Genomic DNA, 17,620 nt, shown 5'->3' with positions numbered 1-17,620 from the left:
GAAACGGGACCTACTTTCCTCAGGGTGGCGGGCTCACCCACGGCCCCGGACGGCGACGGGGCGTGGCATCGCGGGGCGGGGGTGATGCGCCACACATGCGAGAGAGCGCTTTCACGGCAGGACGTTACAGGGAACATCGCGACTGGTCCACGGGTACAAATCGGCCGTGATCCCCACGGAACTCGCTCTCTCGGCGGGGTGCTGAGCCGGTGGCGGCCCACCCCGCACCGGCGCGGCCGTGCGCCGCTGAGGACAATGGCGGCCAAATGACCCCGCTGCTGACCGCCGACGTCTTCGGCTGGACCGTGCGCCCCGTGCGCTGGCGTCGCGCCCGCGCGCTGCTCGTCGTGGTCGTGGCCCTCGGGGTCCTCGCGCTGCACATCGCGTTCGACCCGCCGATCGAGTGCTCCGACGCCGCGCCGTGCGGCCCGGACTGGCTCAACGCCCTGCTCCTCGGGCTCGTCACCGCGGTGCCCGTGGTCGCGTTCGTGTCGCTGCCGGTCACCGCCTGGCTCGCGGCCCTCTTCGTCACCACCGGCGCCATCTGGCAGATCGAGCACCCCGACCTCGCCTCGCCCGCCTGGCTCACCGGGGCGGACGCGGCGCTCGCGGTGCTGGCCTTCGTCGCCGCCCGGCTCGCCCCGCCCGGGCCCGGCGGCGGCGCGCAGATGTGGGCGGCGACCACGTCGCACCGCAAGCCCCCGATGCCTTCGACGCTGCCACGGTACGGGCTGGGCTGGCGGCTGCTGGCGGTACCACTGACGCTGGTGGCTCTGGCGATCGCCGGCGTCGCCGTCGCGGACCAGTCGGGCGCGGACGACCGCCTGGCCACGGCCGAGCGCGTCACGGCGGAGGTCGTCGCGCACCCGGACGAGTACACGCTGGAGGTCCGGCTCCCGAGCGCCGGCCCCGGCCCGGCGACCGCGCGCGTCACCGTGAACGACTCCGACGAGCACCCGGTCGGCTCGCGCGTCGCCGTCCTCGTCGCCCGGGACGGGCTCTACCAGCTGGTCAGCGAGCCGTACAACACCAGCAACTGGCTGTCGCCGGCCGTCCTGCTGGCCGGGCTGGCCGCCGGGTGCCTGGCCCGCGCCCGGGAGCGCGCCGCGGCGGCCCGGGCCCTGTTCCGCGGCGAGCAGCCGGCCACGGAGGTGTACGTCTGGGCGCTCGGCGGCCGCGTCGCGGTCTACGCCACCGACGCGCGGCCGGGCGAGCCGGCGCTCGTGGAGTTCTTCGCGCTGGCCCGGCACGGCTCCGACGACATCCGCCCCGGCATCCTCTTCGGCGTGCCCGCCCAGCGCCACTGGTGCGCGGTCGCCGTCGACGGCGAGCTGCTCGTCCCGCGCGGCCCGGCCCGCAGCGGCCGCTTCGCCCCCGCGTACGGCGGCCCCGCCCCCGACCCGGACCTCGACGAGCCCGCGGCGGTGCCCGACGCGGCCCGGCTGCCGCTGCGGCCCGAGGAGATCCTGGCCCTGCGCCCCGAGGACGTCGCGGCCGACCCGGAGACCGTGCACACGCACCGGCACAACCGCTTCTCCGGGTACACGGTCGTGGTCGCCGCCTCGTGGCCGTTCCTCGTCATCCTGTCCCGGCTGCTGCCGACCCTGCCGTACTGGGGCGCGGTCGCGGTGACCGCTCCCGTGACCGCGATCGCCTGCCTCTCGGGCTGGCGGCTCTTCCTGCGCCCGCGGGTGAGCTGGAACGGCGCCGGCCTGAGCGTCGTGGGCTCCATCGGCGCGCGGCTGCTCGTCTGGTCGGACGTGCACGCGATCCGCGCCGACCGCCACGGCGCGGTGACCATCGAGACCGACCACCACGGCGCGGGCCTGGTCGTCACCGCGCGCGGCGAGCACGCCCTGCTGCCGCGCTGCCTCTCCGGCGACGAGCGCACCGGCCTGCAGCTGTCGGGCGCGCTGCGCCTGGCGGCGGAGCGGGCCGCGGCCCGGGCGCGCGAGCGGGTGCGGGACGTGGTGTCGCTGCCGCCGGCTCCGGTGACGCCTCCGGCGCCCGCGCTGCTGTACGCGGCGTGGCTGGCCGAAACCCTGCTCTACGCCTTCGTCCTGGCCGGCCTGTTCGGCTGATCGACCTACGGCTGAGGGGTTCCCGCGCGAGGTGCGCCCCGCGGAGGCCGGCCGGCGGTCTCCGCGGGGCGCGAACGATCTCAGCCCGTGTACGCGGCGAAGATCTTGGAGAACTCGTAGGGCGACTGCGCGATGTTCGTGCACATGTAGAGCGCCCCGTTGCAGGCGTTGCGGTCGCGGGTCTCCTCCCAGAACGACAGCATGCCGAGGTGATTGGTCTGGGCGAACGCGACGAGCTGGCGGGCGTCGTTCTGGTCGTAGGTCCCGCCGTCGTCGTTCTTGCCCAGCATCGGGGTGACGCCCAGCATGCGCCACACCTGCGCGTCGGTCTTGCCCGGGTACAACCCCTTCAACTGCGTGAACGTCGACTGCGCGGCCTGGACCGCGAAGTTGCCGTAGTCGCCGCTGCTGCGCTGGTAGTCCATCGCCATCACGTTGACGAGGTCGAGGTTGACGCCGGCGTCGCGGGCGGAGCGGACCACGTTCACGCCGTCGGTGGTGAGGCCCTCGGGCAGCACCGGCAGGGTGAGCGAGATCTTCACGTTCGGGCGGGCGGCCTGCAGCAGCGCGAGGGCCTGCGAGCGGCGGGCGATCGTGGTCGGGTCGGCGACCGCGGCGCCCTCGATGTCGAGGTCGATGTAGCGCAGGTCGTACGCGTCCACGACCGCCTGGTACTCGGCGGCGACCTGGGCCGGCGTCGAGCAGGCCTGGGCGAGCTCGATGCCGCTGGCCCCGCCGAACGAGATCTTCACGTCGCCGCCGCGGGCGCGGATGGCGTCGATCTGGTCCTTGGCCCACGCGGCGCGCGGGTCGTACGCGTTGAACCACGACGCCTTGCAGCCGGCGCTGTTGACGAACGCGAGCGTGAAGTTCTTGAGGTTGCCCGCGCTCGCCATGTCGGTGAGCGTCGGGGTCGGCCAGGCGCCCATGTCGACGTACGGCGCGACGGCGAGCGTGGTTCCGGTGCCGCCCCCGCCTCCGCCGCCGCCGGCCTGGGTCGTGGCGCTCACCGCGTTGGAGGCCGCCGAGGCGTTGCCCGCCGCGTCGCGCGCCTTCACCGTGAAGGTGTAGGCGGTGGAGGCGGAGAGGCCGGACACGGTACCGCTCGTGCCCGTGACCGACGCCGCGAGCGTCCCGCCTCGGTAGATGTCGTAGCCGGTGACCCCGACGTTGTCGGTCGACGCGTTCCAGGCCAGGCTGACGCTCGACGACGTGGTGGCCGTGACCCGCAGGCTCGCGGGCGCGCTCGGCGCCTGGGTGTCGGCCACGCCGGCGCACGAGGCGCCGTTGAGCTTGCAGTTCGCGGGCTTGCCCGAGCCGGACACCAGGAACCCGAAGGTGGCGGTGGCGCCGGGGGCGAGCGGCGCGTTGTACGACCTGTTGTTCGCAACCACGTGGGTGCCGCTCTGGCTCATGAGCGCGTCCCAGTAGCTGCCCAGCGTCGAGCCGGACGCCAGGTCGAACTCGACCTTCCACGTGGAGACGGTGGCGGCCGTCCCGTTGGTGATCGTGTACTTCGCCTGGTATCCGCTGCCCCAGTCGGAGTCGTAGCTCAGTGTCGCGGTCAGGGAGCCGGCGGCCTGCGCCGGCGTCGTGATCGCCGCGATGCCGCCCGCGGTCACGAGGACCGCCGCGGCCGCGAGGGCGATCCGGAGTCGGGATGTCATCACTGCCTCCAGACAAGACAGGTTCTATTGAGGCACAACGATAAATAAAGTTAACTAAAAGTCAATGCCTGGCCCCGCAGGGCATGCGTGCCGCAGCGCTGAGGACGCGTCACGCGGGCGGATGCAGCGGCGCCCAGCTCGGCGACGTCGAGGCTGGTGTGCGGGCGGCCGGTCGGGGGGAGCGGATCGTCCGTCGCCGGCGTGGCCTGCGGGACGGGCGGCGGTGGTGTCGGGTGACGCGCAGGGTGAGCGGCCCGTCGCGAGGGTGACGCGGAGCGCCGCGCAGTGTGAGGCTTCGATGTGCCAGCGGCCCGCGTGCGGCATGATGTGCCGATGGGACGGCACGAGCAGCGGCAGCGGACGGCGGCCCGCATCGTCCGCGACCCGCGCCGCGCCGTGCCCTGGTGGCCCTGGCTGCTGCCGCCCCTGGGCCTCGTGCTGTTCGCGGCCGGCGTGGCCGCGGGGCTGGTCGCGACCGGGATCCTGCTGGTGGCGGTCGGGGCCTGCACACGGTACGGATTCGGCGGCGTCCGCATCGAAGGCTCCGCGGTCCCCGAGTGGCAGGCGGCCGAGGCGGCGCTGCGTGAGGTGCGGCTGCGCTGGCCCACGCTCGGGGCGATGGCCGAGCCCGCGGACATCCGGCCGACGCTCGACATCACGCGGTACAACATCGCGCGCCTCATCGCCGCCCGGGGCGGCCTGCGCGGGAACCTCGCCGAGCTGCGCGCGACGCGCAAGGATCTCGGGGGCGGGCACCTGCGCGACGAGCTCGACGAGCGGATCGAGGCGGCCGAAGACCGGCTGCGGGAGCTCGACGCGCAGCTCGCGGCGCGCACGGCGGCGCTCGGGCGGCTCGCCGCGGCGCTCGACGCGCACGAGCGGCGCGAGGTCGCCACGGCCCGGGCCCGGGTGCTGCTGGCCCGAACGGGCGAGATGCCCGGCGCCATCCTGATGGCCGATCCGCTCGCCGAGGTGGGGGAGCGGACGGCGGCCACGCTCGCGGCGTACCGGGAGCTGTCCGAACTGCGACCGTCGCCGTCCGAAACGTGACCGTAGGGGGCGGTCCCGGCGAACTACGATGAGGCCATGTCACCGGCCTTCGGGCTCGGGATCGACTTCGGCACGTCGAACACGGTTGCTCTGATGCGCTGGCCGGACGGCCGGGTCAGGCCAATGCTGTTCGACGCCAACCCGTTGCTCCCGTCCGCCGTCTTCGCCCCGACCAAGCCGGGCCCGGCCTCCGCCGAGCCCGGGTCCGACCTTGTCGTGGGTGGCGACGCGCTGCACCATGCGCGGTTCGACCCCGCGGGGCTGGAGCCCAACCCGAAGCAGCACATCGACGAGCAGGCCATCCTCCTCGGCGCGCGGGAGGTCGCCGTCGTCGATCTCGTCGCGGCCGTCCTGCGGTTCGTGTTCGCCGAGGCCAAGCGCGTCGCGGGCTCGGAGGACTTCGCCGTGGCGATCGCGCACCCGGCCGGCTGGGGCACGCAGCGCCGGGCCGTGCTCGCCGAGGCCGCGAAGCGCGCCGGGCTCGGGACCGCGCTGCTCGTGCCCGAGCCGGTCGCGGCCGCGCACGCGTTCACGGCGGTGCTCGGGCAGCAGGTGCCGACCGGCAAGGCGCTCGTCGTCTACGACCTCGGCGCCGGCACGTTCGACGCCAGCGTGGTCGTGCGCCGGCCCGCCGGGTTCGAGGCGGTCGCGGTCGACGGGCTCACCGACGTCGGCGGGCTCGACATCGACGCGACCATCGTGCGGTGGCTCGGCGAGCGGTACTCCCCGAAGGACCCCGAGCTCTGGACCCGCCTCGCCGACGCCCAGGACCCCGAGTCGCTGCGGCACCGCCGGATGCTCTGGCACGACGCCCGCGTCGCCAAGGAGATGCTCTCGCGCGCGCCCGCGGTCGTGCTGCAGATGCCGGCCCCGCTCGACGTCGACGCGCAGCTGACCCGCGACGAGTTCGAGGCGGCCGCGAAGCCCCTGCTCGAGCGCACCGTGTTCACCACCGCCGCGCTCATCCGCCAGGCCGGCATCGCCCCGCAGGACGTGGCCGGCGTGCTGCTCGTCGGCGGCGGCAGCCGCATCCCGCTCGTGGCGACCATGCTGCACCGCGCGCTGAGCGTGGCCCCGACGATCACCGAGCAGCCCGAGATCGTGGTGGCCGAGGGCTGCCTGCTCTCGCTGTCGGCCCCGCCCGCGGACGGCACCGGCGAGGGCTCCCCGCTCTGGCCCGCCGCGGCGGCGGCCGCCGCCCCCTACGCCTCGATGGCCGCGGGCCCGTCCTCGCCGGCGCCCTCCCTGTCCTCGCCGATCGCACCGGCCGCCTCGATCGCGCCGGCCGCCTCGAACCCACCTGCCGCTTCGATCGCACCGGCCGCCTCGACCGCGCCGGCCGCCTCGACCATGCCGCAGCCCGTGGCCACTCAGCCGACGACGACGCCGGCGGCGCAACCGGCCGCGGACCAGGCGGGCACCGACCCTGGCGTCATGTGGCCGGACCACAACGCCGCGGCCGCGGGCTTCAGCATGCCGGCGGCGGCGTCCACCTCCGCGCCGCCCGCCGGATACACCCCGACCTCTGCGCCGCCGGCCGGGTACGCCCCGACCTCCGCGCCGCCCGCCGGCTACGGGGCCCCGGTCTCGGCTCCGCCCGTGTCCGGCGCCCCGGCCGGGAGGGTCTACCAGACCGGCTCATACCCGACCGTGCAGCCGCCGCAAGGACAACCACTCCAGGCGCAGCCGCCGCAAGGGCAGCCGCAGGGCCAGCCGCCGCAGGGGCGGCCGTCGGTGCCGCGATACGTGCCGCCGCCGCCCGTTCCGGTCGGCGCTCCCGTCTCGCCGGGGCCGTCGAGCCGAGTCGTGCCCGTGTATGACGACCGGACCCCGGCGCCCCGCAAGGGCGGCCGCAACTGGCTCAACGCGCTGCTCGTCGTCATCGCGCTGATCGCCCTCGCCGGCGCGGGCACCACGGTCTACCTGGTCGGGCTCGGCGACAAGGACAAGCCCGCCGCCAACGCTCAGTCCCCGGCCCCGCCGACGTCCGCGAACCCGGGCGACAGCGGCGCCGCCGGCGGGGGCGCGCCGGACGGGACCGGGATCGGCGCCGGCACGGGGACCGACACCGGGACCAACGAGTCGCACGCCCCGGCGACCACGGCCACGAAGACCGAGACGATCACGGCCCCCGACGTCTCCGGCGACTACATCGACTATGCCAAGCAGCAGTTCCGCGACAAGGGGTTCACGGGCAGCTTCAAGGTCGTCAAGAAGGCGACCGACGACCCGGACCAGATCGACCACGTGCTGTCGCAGGACCCGAAGGCGAACAACAAGGTGGCCAAGAACGGCACCGTGACGCTGACGATCGGCTCGCAGCCCGCCCCGCCGTCGAGCCACCCGCCGACGAACACCCCGCGCCCGACCGCGACCTGAGCCGCGCCCGCGGTGCGCGGGATCAGCGTCGCGGGGCCGAGGGCCGGCGCTCGCCGGGCCCCGGCCGCAGCGTCCCGGCGGCGCATTGCAACCGAGCAGGCCGTTTCGCGGCCGTGGGCCCGGCAACCATGACAACCAAGATCGCTTCACGGGAGGTTGTCATGCGATTGCCGATGCTTGCGGCCGCGGTGCTCGGCGCCGCGCTGCTCGGAGGCTCGCCGGCCCAGGCCGCGCCCGGGGACGAGCCCGGGGACGCGCCCGGGGCACTGTCGGCCCAGGACTCCGCGTTCGTGACGGCGGCCGGGTACGCCGGGAACTTCGAGGTCGCCGGGGGCTCGCTCGCGCGGGCGCGCGGCTCCACACAGGCCGTCAAGGACTTCGGCACGCGGATGATCAGCGACCACAACCGGGCCGCCACCAAGCTGGCGATGCTGGCCAGGGCGAACGGCATGGCGACGCCGGACCTGCCCGACTCGGCGCAGCAGAACATCCTCACCGCGTGGTCGCGGCTGGACGGGCTGCTGTTCGACTGCGCGTACGTGCCGGCCGAGTACCTCGACCACGTCGGGGCCATCGGGCTCTTCGAGACCGAGGCGGCCCACGGCGACAACGCCGACCTGGTCGCCTTCGCCCGGGAGACGCTGCCGACGCTGCAGGAGCACAAGCGGATGATCACGACGGCGCTCAGCGCGCTGGACTGCAACGGATAGCTGGACCGCAGCGGATAGCTGGACCGCAGCGGACAAGACGAAGGCCCGCCCTCGGACGAGGGCGGGCCTTGCCTGGCGCGACGGTTACGGCAACACGTAGTTCTCGTTGAGCGCGGCGCCGCGGTCCGGCTTGTACTGGTCGAAGCCGCGCGGGTCGCACTGCAGGCCACCGTTGATGCAGTGGTCCGAGAGGGCCTTCAGGGTCGGGGCGTCCCACGCGTTGTAGAAGTCGTAGTGGAACGAGTAGCCACGGCCGCTGGAGAAGTGCACGTTGGCCATGTTGCCGCTGACCGGCCAGGCCATCTTGAACTCGATCATCGGCACGGCGACCGGGTGGTCCTGCGGGCAGACGCCCACGACCGGGTACGCCATGTGCGACTTGTGGTCCGGCGTGTCCAGGTGGATGCCGTCCCAGCAGCTGGGGGCCTGGAGCCGGACGTTGAGCTGGCTGCCGGCGACGCAGTTGGCGGGGATGTCCCACTGGTTGGTGAGGTCACCGCACTCGAAGCCCTCGACGTGGCCCGGGTTGTTGCGGAAGTCGTCGATCGTCGCGGACGGGCTGCCGACGACGTAGCGCAGGCCGGCCGGGAACGGGCGGACGCTGCGGTAGTCGAGCACGCCGCTCTTGTAGTAGATGACCTGGCGGCCGACCGGCTGCACGGCGGTGTCGCCGTTGAGCAGGGTGGGCATCCAGTAGGCGCTCTTGTCGCCCGGCGTGATGCACGCGGTGCCGCCGGCCTGCAGCGAGGCGAGCGTCGTGTTCGCGTTGGTGGTGGTGTTGCCCATGAACGTGTGCGAGTGCGACGCGCCCGGCAGGCCGAAGAACACGATCGGGTCGTCCGGCAGGTTGCTGCGGCTCACCGAGCAGTTGGCCTGGAACTCGTGGTGGGTCGTCGGCGGGTTGGTGGCCGGCGGGGTGGCCGTCGACGGGACCACGCCGGTGACCGGCGGGTTGGCCATGACGTAGCCCGGGCCGTCCGAGGCCGGCGGGGTGCCGGTGGTGCCGTTGGTGCCGTAGACCTTGAACTCGTAGAGCGAGTAGCCGTAGCCGGTGCCGCGCTGGGTGCCGTACATGCGCACGTAGCGGCCGGAGCCGGTGACGTTCAGGGTCTGGGTGCCGCCGGTGCCCGTGGTGGTGCTGTAGATGCTGGTCCAGGCGTTGCCGTCGGGCGAGGTCTGGATCTGGAAGGCCTTCGCGTAGGCGGCCTCCCACTGCAGCACGACCTGGGAGATGGTGCTGGTCGAGCCCAGGTCGACCCGCAGCCACTGCGGGTCGCTCCACTGGCTGCCCCAGCGGGTGGCGTTGTTGCCGTCGAAGGCGGCGGCGGCCGGCGTCTCGCCGAGCTCCGTGGAGGAGGCGAGCGCGGGCTTGTTCTGCGACAGCAGGGTGGCGGTGGCCGCGTTGGCGGACGTCAGCTGGAACGCGCCGACGACCATCGACGCCACGACGGCCGTGGTGACTGCGATGGGGATTCCGATTCTTCTGAGGCGTCTGGTACGCAATGCAGCTCCCAGGGGTGTGGGGTGTGCCGTTCGCCGGTGGCGGTCCGGCTGGGTGCGCGCTTTGGAGAGCGCTCTCCCATGTTGCGCCCGCTCCGCCGAACCGTCAATACGTAGGGCGTGCCCGATGCCTCGTAACCGCGCAAATGGGGCAGAGCTCAGGCGAATTTCAGCCGCGGACGGAGAGCGCTCTCCATCTCGAGCCCCGTCGCGGTGATGCGGGACCGGCCCGGGTGCGGTGTCGGCGACCGGAGGTCGTGCCCGGCGTCCTCCAGCACGTTCTCGGCCGCGAGCAGGCCGGACAGGATGCTGAGGGCCTGGGTCGCGCCCGGCCGCCCCAGCACCTGCAGGCCCTCGATCGGCGCGACCGGCCCGTGGTGCGTCGCCCGGCTCTTCGGCACCCGCAGCGCCACGGCGTCGAGGATCTCCTCCGCCGCCACGAGCCCGATGGCGGCGATCTCCGTGCGGGCGAGCGCGACGTACCGCTCGTCGTCCCACCGCCAGCAGTCGTCGTCGCCGCAGCGGTACTCCAGCGCCAGCACCGTCTCGCGCTCGCCCCGCTTGGCGGCCGGCACCCAGTTGTCGAAGTTCGTGACGCGCTCGGTGCGCAGCCCCGGGTCGGGCACGTCGATCCAGGTGTCGCCGAAGACCGACTCGGCGGTCGTGTGCAGGTAGACCACGACGGTGTGGCGGTACGCGGGCCGGGCGCCGGGCGGCGGCATCGAGGAGATCACGTGGTCGTGCTCGCGGATCTCGCCGGTGTTGAGCCGCACGCCGGTGACCCGGGTGCCGTCCAGCGCCAGGCCGGCGACGGGCGCGTCGAGGTGGACGCGGCCGCCGTGGCGCTCGGCGAACGCGCACATCCGCGCGTACACCTCGCCGGGCCCCTGCCGCGGATGCGCGAACGCCGGTGCGGGCCGGCGCAGGAACCGGTCGGCGAGGGGGCGCGGGTCGCGGTGCAGCCGGCCGTCGCGATAGGTCCGCACGCGCGGCTCGACCATCTCGTACGCGCCGCCGGCGGCCTCCAGCCACAGCTCGTTGACCCGCGGGTCGCTGCTGGAGAAGTGCTGTGGGCCGATGCCGACCGTCTGCCCCCACAGGTCGATCGAGCGGGCCATCCCGCCGACGCCGCCCGAGGCCTCGTACACGTCGACCTCGACGCCCGCCCGGGCCAGGCAGTAGGCGGCGGTGGCGCCCGCCGGCCCGGCGCCGATCACCGCGACGCGCACGCGTTCCCCATGGCCACGAGTTCGACCGCCCGCCGGCTCGGGACGAAGCCTCTCACGGCGTGCGACGCTACCGGAGTTCATCCCGCTTTGGGCGATTTGCGCATAACTCAACGTGTTTGAGCTGATACGGTCCGTGCGTACGCAAGGTCCGGCCCCGCGCCGGCCGGGCGCGTACCAGCCAACCCGAGAGGAACCCCCCATGCGCTGCCTGACAGTGGCCGGCACGACCCTCGCCGGCCTCACGATCGCCACCGCCCTCGGCTCCGCCGCGCTCGCCGAGCCGGTCCCGTCGGCCGGCCTATCGCCCAGCCCGGCCCAGTCCGAGCCGCAGCCGGCGCCCAGCAACGGCGAGGTCGACAACCAGAACCCGGTCGCCGGCGGCACGGTCGTGGTCACCGGCCACGGCTTCCAGCCGGCCGAGACGGTCAGCTTCGACGCGAACACCGAGTCGGCGCGGGCCGAGGCCGTCACCCACCTCGCCACCGCGCAGGCCGACGCGGCCGGCGACGCCACGGCCACCGTCCGGATCCCGGCGGGCTTCACCGGCCAGCTGCCGATCAAGCTCACCGGCCAGACCTCCGGCGTTACCGTCACCGTCGCGGTGACCGTCGCCCCGGGCCGGGCCGCCGCGATGCCGGGCCTGCCGGTCACCGGGCCCGGCGCGCTCGCCTACACCGCCGCCGGTCTCGCGTTCGTCGTCGGCGGCGCCGCCTTCGTCACCATCGCCCGCCTGCGCCGCACCGCCCACGTCGCGGCCCACGCGTCGCGATGACCCCGCCGCGGGCAGCGCACGTCCCGCCGGCGGGAGCGCGGATGCACACGCCGCGGATCCTCCACGTGACCGAGGCCATGGGCGGCGGGACGGCGGCCGCGATCGCCGAGTTCGCCCGCTCGACGCCGCAGTACGAGCACCACCTGCTCGGCCGCGTCCGCCCCGGCAGCGAGACGGCGACGGCCGCCGACTTCGCCGTGAGCCACCCGGCCGGGCGCGGGCTCGCCGGCTTCGTGCTGGCCGTGCGCCGCGCGGTCACCCGCGCCCGCCCCGCCGTCGTGCACCTGCACTCCTCCTGGGCCGGGCTCGCCGGCCGGCTGCTGCTGGCCCCCGGCGGCCCCGCCGTCGCCTACACCCCGCACTGCTTCGCCTTCGAGCGCGACCCCGCCACCACCCCGCCCGGCCTCGTGCGCGCCGCGCGCCGGGCCGAACGGGCGCTGGCCGGGCGGACCCGGCTGGCGATCTGCGTGAGCCCGCGCGAGGCCGACCTGGCCGCGGCGCTGGGCCTCGCCGCCGTGCACGTGCCGAACACGACCCGCGTGCGGGGGCCCCGGGAGCTGCCCGCCGACCCGGCCCCGGAGGTGGTCACCGTCGGGCGGATCGGCGCCCAGAAGGACCCGCACTTCCTGCTGCGCGTCAAGGCCCTCGTCACCGCCGACGCGGCGTGGACCTGGGTCGGCGGCGGCGACCCGGCGCTGGAGGCGCAGCTGCGCGCGGCCGGCGTCGAGGTCACCGGCTGGCTGCCGCCGGACCGGGTCGGCGACCGCCTCGCCGCCGCCGGCGCCTACCTGCACACCGCGGCCTGGGAGAGCTGCCCGCTCGCGCTGCTGGAGGCGGTCGCGGCCGGGCTGCCCCTCGTGGCCCGCAGCATCCCGGCGCTGGACTCGCTCGGCCTCGACCCGGCGCTGCGCACCCCCGAGCAGGTCGCCGCCGAGCTGGAGCTGGTGCTGCGCACCGGGCAGCCGAGCCGGCCCCGGCTGCAGGAGGCGTTCGCGGCCCGGCACACCCCGCAGGCCCAGGCGTCGGCGCTCACCGCCGCCTACGAGTGGCTGCTCGACGCGGCCGTGCGGGCCGGCGTCCCGGTCCCGGTGGGGTGAGGCGGCTGACCGGCACCCGCCCGGTGCCGGCCGCGCTCCCTCAGAGACGCTGGGGGACCCGCAGGCCCAGGTCGTGGTAGGCCGCGTCGATCACGGTCGCGTAGGAGGCGATCATCCGCGTGTGGCTGAACCGCTCGCGGCTGCCGAGCAGGCGCGGCGTGAACTCCGCGCGCCGGACGACCGCCTCCGACCAGGCCGCCGCGATCGCGTCCGGGTCCGGCGCCGTGATCAGGCCGTGCCCGGCGACGATGATCGCGGTGTCGCCGATGTCGGTCGACACCGGCACCGCGCCGCACATCGCGCCCTCGATCAGGCACAGCGGGGCCGCCTCGCCGCTGGTGGACGTCAGGGCGACGACGTCGCTGGCGGCGTACACCACCTCCATGTCGCGGCGGATGCCCATCAGGTGCAGGCGGGACAGGAACCGCGGCTCGTCGTCGAAGAGGTCGTTGAGCATCCCGCACAGCCCGGCGTTGGCCGTGGTCATGCCCGCGCCGCACAGCAGGACGTGCCCGTTCGGCTCGCGCTCGAGGTAGCGGCGCGCGGAGGCCAGGAACAGCGGGATGTTCTTCATCGGGTCGTAGCGCGCGGCGAGGGTGACGACCTCGGCCTTCGCCGGCACGCCGAGCGAGCGGCGCAGCGCCGCCCGCCGCCGGGCCGGCACCGGCTGGAAGCGCGACAGGTCGACGCCGTTCGGGATGACCTTGAGCAGCCGGGACGGGATGCCCGCGGCCTCGTAGGCCGAGCGCGTCGACTCCGCGCAGCAGATCGCCGCGGCCACCCGCCCGTCGGCGACGGCGGTGCGGAACTCGGCCAGCGCGCTGCCCTGGTTCTCCGGGTCGCAGCGGTGCAGGCAGACCACGACCGGCCGGTGCGGGAAGCCGGGCTGGTTCACCAGCCGCAGCGGCTGCTCCTTGAGCGACAGGATGATGTCGGCCCGCTCCGCGTACGCGAACGCGGTCGCGACCTCGGACGGGCTGAAGGTCCTGCGGGCCGCGGTGTCGCCCCCGATGCGGCGGCCCAGCGGGCGCACGTCGACGCCGACCGCGCTCAGCGACCGGTAGCTCGCGTCGTCCTCCATGCGCTGCAGCAACGTCTCGCGGCGCATGGCCGCATAGATGCTCAGCACCGAATGGCGCTGACTCCCCCCGGTGTGCAGCCCGGCCACGACCGTGGTGTGCAGGGCCCGGGCACCGCCGGAGAAAAAGCCCTCATAGATCGACATGACGCGCAGTTGGCTAGTCACGGGCAAATCATCACCCGTGGTGGGCGTCCTGTCAGGTTGAACCAGTGAACTGTGCGTTTCGGGGAAGTCACGGATCAGGTGTGGCCGTCGCTCGATACGGTGAGTCGCCACCGCGATCCGGTGAGTCGTCCGACCGGCCCGGACGCGCCGCCCGCACGTCGCCACCGTCGCCCCGGACGGTGACCAGCCCGGCCTCGTAGGCCAGGATCACCAGCTGCACCCGATCCCGCACGCCGGTCTTGGCGATCGCCCGCGTGACGTGCGTCTTCGCGGTCAGCGGACTGATGAACAGGGCCCGCGCGATCTCCTCATTGGACAGTCCACTCGCGACGAGCCGCACCACCTCGGCCTCCCGCGCGGTGAGCGGCTCCAGCCGCCGCCCGCCGCCCGGCACCGGCCGCCGCGCGAACTCGGTCACCACCCGGGCCGTGACGCTCGGTGACAGCAGCGCCTCGCCCGCCGCCACCACCCGCACCGCCCGGCGCAGCTCCTCCGGCTCGACCTCCTTGGTGAGGAACCCGCTGGCGCCCGCCCGCAGCGCGGCGAACACGTGGTCGTCGGTCTCGAACGTCGTCAGCACGATCACCCGCGTCCCGCCGAGCGCCGGGTCGGCGCAGATCCGCGCGGTCGCCGCGATGCCGTCGAGGCCCGGCATCCGGATGTCCATGAGCACCACGTCGGGGCGCAACTGCCGGGCCGCGCGCACGGCCTCGTCGCCGGTGCCGGCCTCCGCCACCACGTCGATGTCCCGGCCGCGCCGCAGCAGACTGGCGAACCCGGCCCGGACGAGGGCCTGGTCGTCGGCGAGCAGGACGCTCACGGTCATGCCGGAATCCTCGCCTGGACGCGGAACCCGGGCTCGTGCGCCCCCGCGGTGAACGCGCCCCCGAGCGCCGCGACCCGCTCGGCCAGCCCGCGCAGCCCGTGCCCGGCCGGTGCCGTGCCGCGGCCCGCCCCGTCGTCCTGGACGGCGACCTCCACCCAGGGTCCATAGTGGACGCGCACGGTCACGCGCCCGGCCCCCGCGTGCTTGACGACGTTCGTGAGCGCCTCCCGCACCACCGCCGCGGCCACCAGCCGCACCGGCAGCGGCACCGCGTCCGCATCGCCCTCGACGTCCAGCCGCGCGTCCAGCCCGGTCGCCCGGACCCCGGCGACGAGGTCCTCCAGCGCCGGCGGCGCGACGGGCGGGGCGACGCCGTCGCCGCCGGTCGTGCGCAGGACGCTCACGAGCGCTGACAGGTCGGCCATCGCGCGGCGGCGGGTGTCCTGGGCGAGCCGCAGGGCCGCGCGGGCCTCGCCCGGGTCGGCGTCGAGCGCGTCCGCGGCGACGTTGACGTGCACGCCCACCACGGCGAGGGTGTGCGCCACCGCGTCGTGCACCTCCTGGGCGAGCCGCAGCCGCTCGGCCGTGCGCTGCTCGTCCAGCTCGACGCGCAGCCGCCGCAGGGACTCGTCCTGCCAGCGGCGCCAGTTGCGGTAGGACACCGCGACCGCGAGCGCCGCGGACAGCCACAACGCGTCGGTCCCGACGGCCGCCCCGGCCGCGCGGGCGGAGTGCCCGAGCGTGGACCAGTCGAGGGTGAACGCCCACAGGGCGTGCCCGGCGGCGATCGCGACGACAGCGGTCGTACGGCGGGTCAGCGCCGCGGACGCGTACAGCAGCGTCGCCGGCCACAGCCAGCCCGTCTCGGTGAGGTGCGCGAGGCGCAGCGCCACGATGCTCGCCACGGCCAGGCCGAGCGCGCCGAGCGGGAAGCGCCGCTGCACCCACACCAGCGCGAACAGCGTCCCCGCCAGGCTGAGCGGCCCCGGCGCGGCGAGCGGGGCCCCCGAGGCCGCGGCGGCGGCGAGCACGCCGAGCACGGTGACGCCCCCGAACGCGGCCGTCGTGGTGCGGGTCACCGCGTGCATCGGACCACCGCCGCATGCCCGGCCCCGCCCGCGCCGTGTCCGAACGCCGGTGCGCCGGATGCGAACAGCACCCCGACGAGCGCGGTGGCCAGCCCGATGACCAGCCCGGTGAGCATCCGCCGCGTCGGGTCGTGCGGGTGGTTCGTCGCGTGCGGGTGTGTCGTCTCGTCCATGGCTGTGACGCTAGGGGCCGGCGCGCCCGCCGTCGTCGTCCGCGCGGAGACACCGGGGCGTACACCAATTGGTGTACGCCCCGGCCCCCGTTGCCCGGGTGGGTGCCGCCCGGGTGCGCGGATAGCTTGGCGACATGGGAAACGCCCGCCGCTGCGGCAAGCTCGCCGTCCTGGCCAACCCCGCCTCCCGCATCCCGGTGTGGATGGAATGCGCCGTGCACCGGTTCACGCCCCTGCAGATCGACCGCCGCTACGCCGCGATCGTCGAGCTGGAGTTCTCCTACGAGGAGACGCTGCGGCTGGGCTGGATCGTCGAACACGCCATGCTGTAAAACCTCCAGTGCATCCCGGCGCCCGGGGCATCCCGGGCGCCGGCGCTAGAGCATCCCGGGGAAGAGCAGGGACAGCTCCCGCGGGTAGGCGGCGATCAGCCGCAGCTCATCGTCGGTCAGCGGCCGCCCGGTGCTCGCGTTGACCAGCTGGACGAGCTGGAACGTGCGCGTCTCGTCGGTGACCTCGACGTCGAGGTCGTCCATGACGTGCCGGAAGCCGGCCAGCCCGCCGTACTCCCCGGTGAGCACGATCCGCCCCGCCCGCGCGTGCCGGTCCCGCGGGTGCGGCCCGAGCAGCTCCTCGTCGTAGAGCTCGTAGTTGCGGTGGTCCTTGAGCGCCCCGTCGGCGTGGATGCCGGACTCGTGCGCGAACGCGTTCGGCCCGACGCCGGGCTGGTTGTTGGGCAGCGGCTGGCCGAACGCGTACGAGGCCCAGCCCGCGAAGCGCCGCGCCCACGTCAGGTCGAGCTCGTCGCCGATCCGCGCATCCTGCGGCACGCCGAAACCGTGGCGCAGCGCCAGGATGCACGAGATCAGGTCGGCGTTGCCGGAGCGCTCGCCGATGCCGTTGACGCACGTGTTGATCCAGGCGTCCTGCCCGGCGGCCAGGTCGCCGAACGCGCCCGCGAGCGAGTTGGCCACGGCCATGCCCAGGTCGTTGTGGCAGTGCGTCTCGATCGGCATCCCGGCGGCGCCGGCCAGCTTGGCGAAGCGCTCCCCGATGCGGCCGGGGGTGTCGCCGCCGATCGTGTCGCAGTACCGCAGCCGGTCCGCCCCGGCCTCCTTCGCCGCGAGCGCGAACTCGGTGAGGAAGCCCTCGTCGGTGCGCGAGCCGTCCTCGGCGTTCACCCCGACGGTCTGCGCCCCCGCCGCCTTGGCCGCGCGCACGGCCGCGACCGTCTCGCGGATCAGCGCGTCCCGGTCGAGCCGGCCGCGGAACTTGTTCTGCAGCATCTGGTCGGACGTGGAGATCGACAGGTTGTAGTGGCGCAGCCCGAGCCCGGCGGAGCGCTCGACGTCGGCGACGACCGCCCGGCACCACCCCGACAGCCGCAGCGCGCCGAACGCGCCGGCCTGCTCGAGGGCGGTCTGCGCGCGCACGTACGGCACCTCGTGGAACAGGAACGGGAACCCGATCTCGGACTGCGCCACCCCCAGCCGGCCGAGGTAGAAGTTCACCATGGTCTTGCCGAACTTCGACAGCCCGGTCCGGGCCGTCTGCACCCCGTCGCGGTTGGTGACGTCGAGGAAGTGAATCCGAGGCGTTGACATGTGATCCAGGTTGACTGCAACATCTGATTTGTGTCAACGTTGACGAAAATCAACCTGGGAGTCTTCGTGTACGTAAGCCTGTCGGCCCCGGTCACCGGGCCGCTCTACGCCCGCGGCGGCGGCGCTGGACGCCGCCGCCACGTCGAGATCTCCGGCGACGCCTGTGCCGGGGCGGCCCGGCATCGCGCGTAACGTCGT

Annotated in this window: 16 protein-coding genes; 8 read left to right on the top strand and 8 right to left on the bottom strand. The window is 74.5% G+C overall.

All coding sequences use genetic code 11. The features are described 5' to 3' along the window. The first annotated feature begins 266 nt into the window (after positions 1-266). The gene (locus tag ACQP2P_RS39365; RefSeq protein WP_433609806.1) at positions 267-2,081 is read left to right on the top strand and encodes a hypothetical protein; all 1,815 of its coding nucleotides are present in this window, start codon (positions 267-269) and stop codon (positions 2,079-2,081) included. 80 nt (positions 2,082-2,161) lie between these two features. Here ACQP2P_RS39365 and ACQP2P_RS39360 read toward each other — a convergent pair whose 3' ends face one another. Continuing rightward, a complete protein-coding gene (locus tag ACQP2P_RS39360; RefSeq protein WP_433609804.1) occupies positions 2,162-3,748 on the bottom strand; it encodes a cellulose binding domain-containing protein in 1,587 nt (528 codons plus the stop codon). Positions 3,749-4,081: 333 nt separating this feature from the next. Here ACQP2P_RS39360 and ACQP2P_RS39355 point away from each other — a divergent pair, with 333 nt between their 5' ends. From ACQP2P_RS39355 to ACQP2P_RS39345, 3 genes are all read left to right on the top strand, one after another. Further along, positions 4,082-4,798, top strand: a complete 717-nt coding sequence (locus tag ACQP2P_RS39355; protein ID WP_433609802.1) for a hypothetical protein — start codon at positions 4,082-4,084, stop codon at positions 4,796-4,798. 36 nt (positions 4,799-4,834) lie between these two features. Then, positions 4,835-7,177 carry an Hsp70 family protein gene (locus ACQP2P_RS39350; protein WP_433609800.1) on the top strand — a complete coding sequence of 781 codons (2,343 nt, stop codon included), beginning with the start codon at positions 4,835-4,837 and terminating at the stop codon, positions 7,175-7,177. 161 nt (positions 7,178-7,338) lie between these two features. Beyond that, the gene (locus tag ACQP2P_RS39345; RefSeq protein ID WP_433609798.1) at positions 7,339-7,887 is read left to right on the top strand and encodes a DUF4142 domain-containing protein; all 549 of its coding nucleotides are present in this window, start codon (positions 7,339-7,341) and stop codon (positions 7,885-7,887) included. Positions 7,888-7,971: 84 nt separating this feature from the next. Here ACQP2P_RS39345 and ACQP2P_RS39340 read toward each other — a convergent pair whose 3' ends face one another. Both ACQP2P_RS39340 and ACQP2P_RS39335 read right to left on the bottom strand, forming a co-directional pair. After that, complete coding sequence (locus ACQP2P_RS39340; RefSeq protein WP_433619447.1) at positions 7,972-9,324, bottom strand: DUF1996 domain-containing protein; 1,353 nt, start codon at positions 9,322-9,324, stop codon at positions 7,972-7,974. Positions 9,325-9,545: 221 nt separating this feature from the next. Beyond that, positions 9,546-10,616: an FAD-dependent oxidoreductase gene (locus tag ACQP2P_RS39335; RefSeq protein ID WP_433609796.1), complete on the bottom strand. Its 1,071-nt coding sequence runs from the start codon at positions 10,614-10,616 to the stop codon at positions 9,546-9,548. A gap of 199 nt (positions 10,617-10,815) precedes the next feature. On the opposite strand from ACQP2P_RS39335, the gene ACQP2P_RS39330 reads away from it, so the two are divergent. Together ACQP2P_RS39330 and ACQP2P_RS39325 are read left to right on the top strand one after the other, a co-directional pair. Next, positions 10,816-11,388, top strand: a complete 573-nt coding sequence (locus ACQP2P_RS39330; RefSeq protein ID WP_433609794.1) for a hypothetical protein — start codon at positions 10,816-10,818, stop codon at positions 11,386-11,388. A gap of 41 nt (positions 11,389-11,429) precedes the next feature. Continuing rightward, the gene (locus tag ACQP2P_RS39325; protein WP_433609792.1) at positions 11,430-12,485 is read left to right on the top strand and encodes a glycosyltransferase family 4 protein; all 1,056 of its coding nucleotides are present in this window, start codon (positions 11,430-11,432) and stop codon (positions 12,483-12,485) included. A 40-nt stretch (positions 12,486-12,525) separates the two neighbouring features. Here the strand turns inward: ACQP2P_RS39325 and ACQP2P_RS39320 are convergent, their stop codons facing one another. The 4 genes from ACQP2P_RS39320 to ACQP2P_RS39305 all read right to left on the bottom strand — a co-directional run bounded on the left by ACQP2P_RS39320 (position 12,526) and on the right by ACQP2P_RS39305 (position 15,818). After that, a complete protein-coding gene (locus tag ACQP2P_RS39320; RefSeq protein ID WP_433609790.1) occupies positions 12,526-13,731 on the bottom strand; it encodes a glycosyltransferase in 1,206 nt (401 codons plus the stop codon). A 67-nt stretch (positions 13,732-13,798) separates the two neighbouring features. Next, a complete protein-coding gene (locus ACQP2P_RS39315) occupies positions 13,799-14,557 on the bottom strand; it encodes a response regulator (protein WP_433609788.1) in 759 nt (252 codons plus the stop codon). After that, complete coding sequence (locus ACQP2P_RS39310) at positions 14,554-15,645, bottom strand: sensor histidine kinase (RefSeq protein WP_433609786.1); 1,092 nt, start codon at positions 15,643-15,645, stop codon at positions 14,554-14,556. The genes ACQP2P_RS39315 and ACQP2P_RS39310 overlap by 4 nt, the downstream gene beginning before the upstream one ends. Then, positions 15,633-15,818 (bottom strand): hypothetical protein, encoded by a 186-nt coding sequence (locus ACQP2P_RS39305; protein WP_433609784.1) that lies wholly within the window; start codon positions 15,816-15,818, stop codon positions 15,633-15,635. Before ACQP2P_RS39305 ends, ACQP2P_RS39310 begins: the two co-directional genes overlap by 13 nt. A gap of 134 nt (positions 15,819-15,952) precedes the next feature. On the opposite strand from ACQP2P_RS39305, the gene ACQP2P_RS39300 reads away from it, so the two are divergent. Further along, on the top strand, positions 15,953-16,150 hold the full coding sequence (locus ACQP2P_RS39300; RefSeq protein ID WP_433609782.1) for a hypothetical protein: 198 nt from the start codon (positions 15,953-15,955) through the stop codon (positions 16,148-16,150). 45 nt (positions 16,151-16,195) lie between these two features. On the opposite strand, the gene ACQP2P_RS39295 is transcribed toward ACQP2P_RS39300, so the two are convergent. Next, positions 16,196-17,422: a LeuA family protein gene (locus tag ACQP2P_RS39295; protein WP_433609781.1), complete on the bottom strand. Its 1,227-nt coding sequence runs from the start codon at positions 17,420-17,422 to the stop codon at positions 16,196-16,198. Positions 17,423-17,452: 30 nt separating this feature from the next. Between ACQP2P_RS39295 and ACQP2P_RS39290 the strand changes: the two genes are divergently transcribed. Beyond that, positions 17,453-17,614 (top strand): hypothetical protein, encoded by a 162-nt coding sequence (locus ACQP2P_RS39290; protein ID WP_433609779.1) that lies wholly within the window; start codon positions 17,453-17,455, stop codon positions 17,612-17,614. The last annotated feature ends 6 nt before the right edge of the window (positions 17,615-17,620 follow it).

It is taken from the genome of Dactylosporangium sp. CA-139114, assembly GCF_050955725.1.
In the GTDB taxonomy this organism is placed as follows: Bacteria; Actinomycetota; Actinomycetes; order Mycobacteriales; family Micromonosporaceae; genus Dactylosporangium.
Note: the sequence above shows the minus strand (reverse complement) of the source record. Positions and strands in the feature narration are given on the sequence as shown.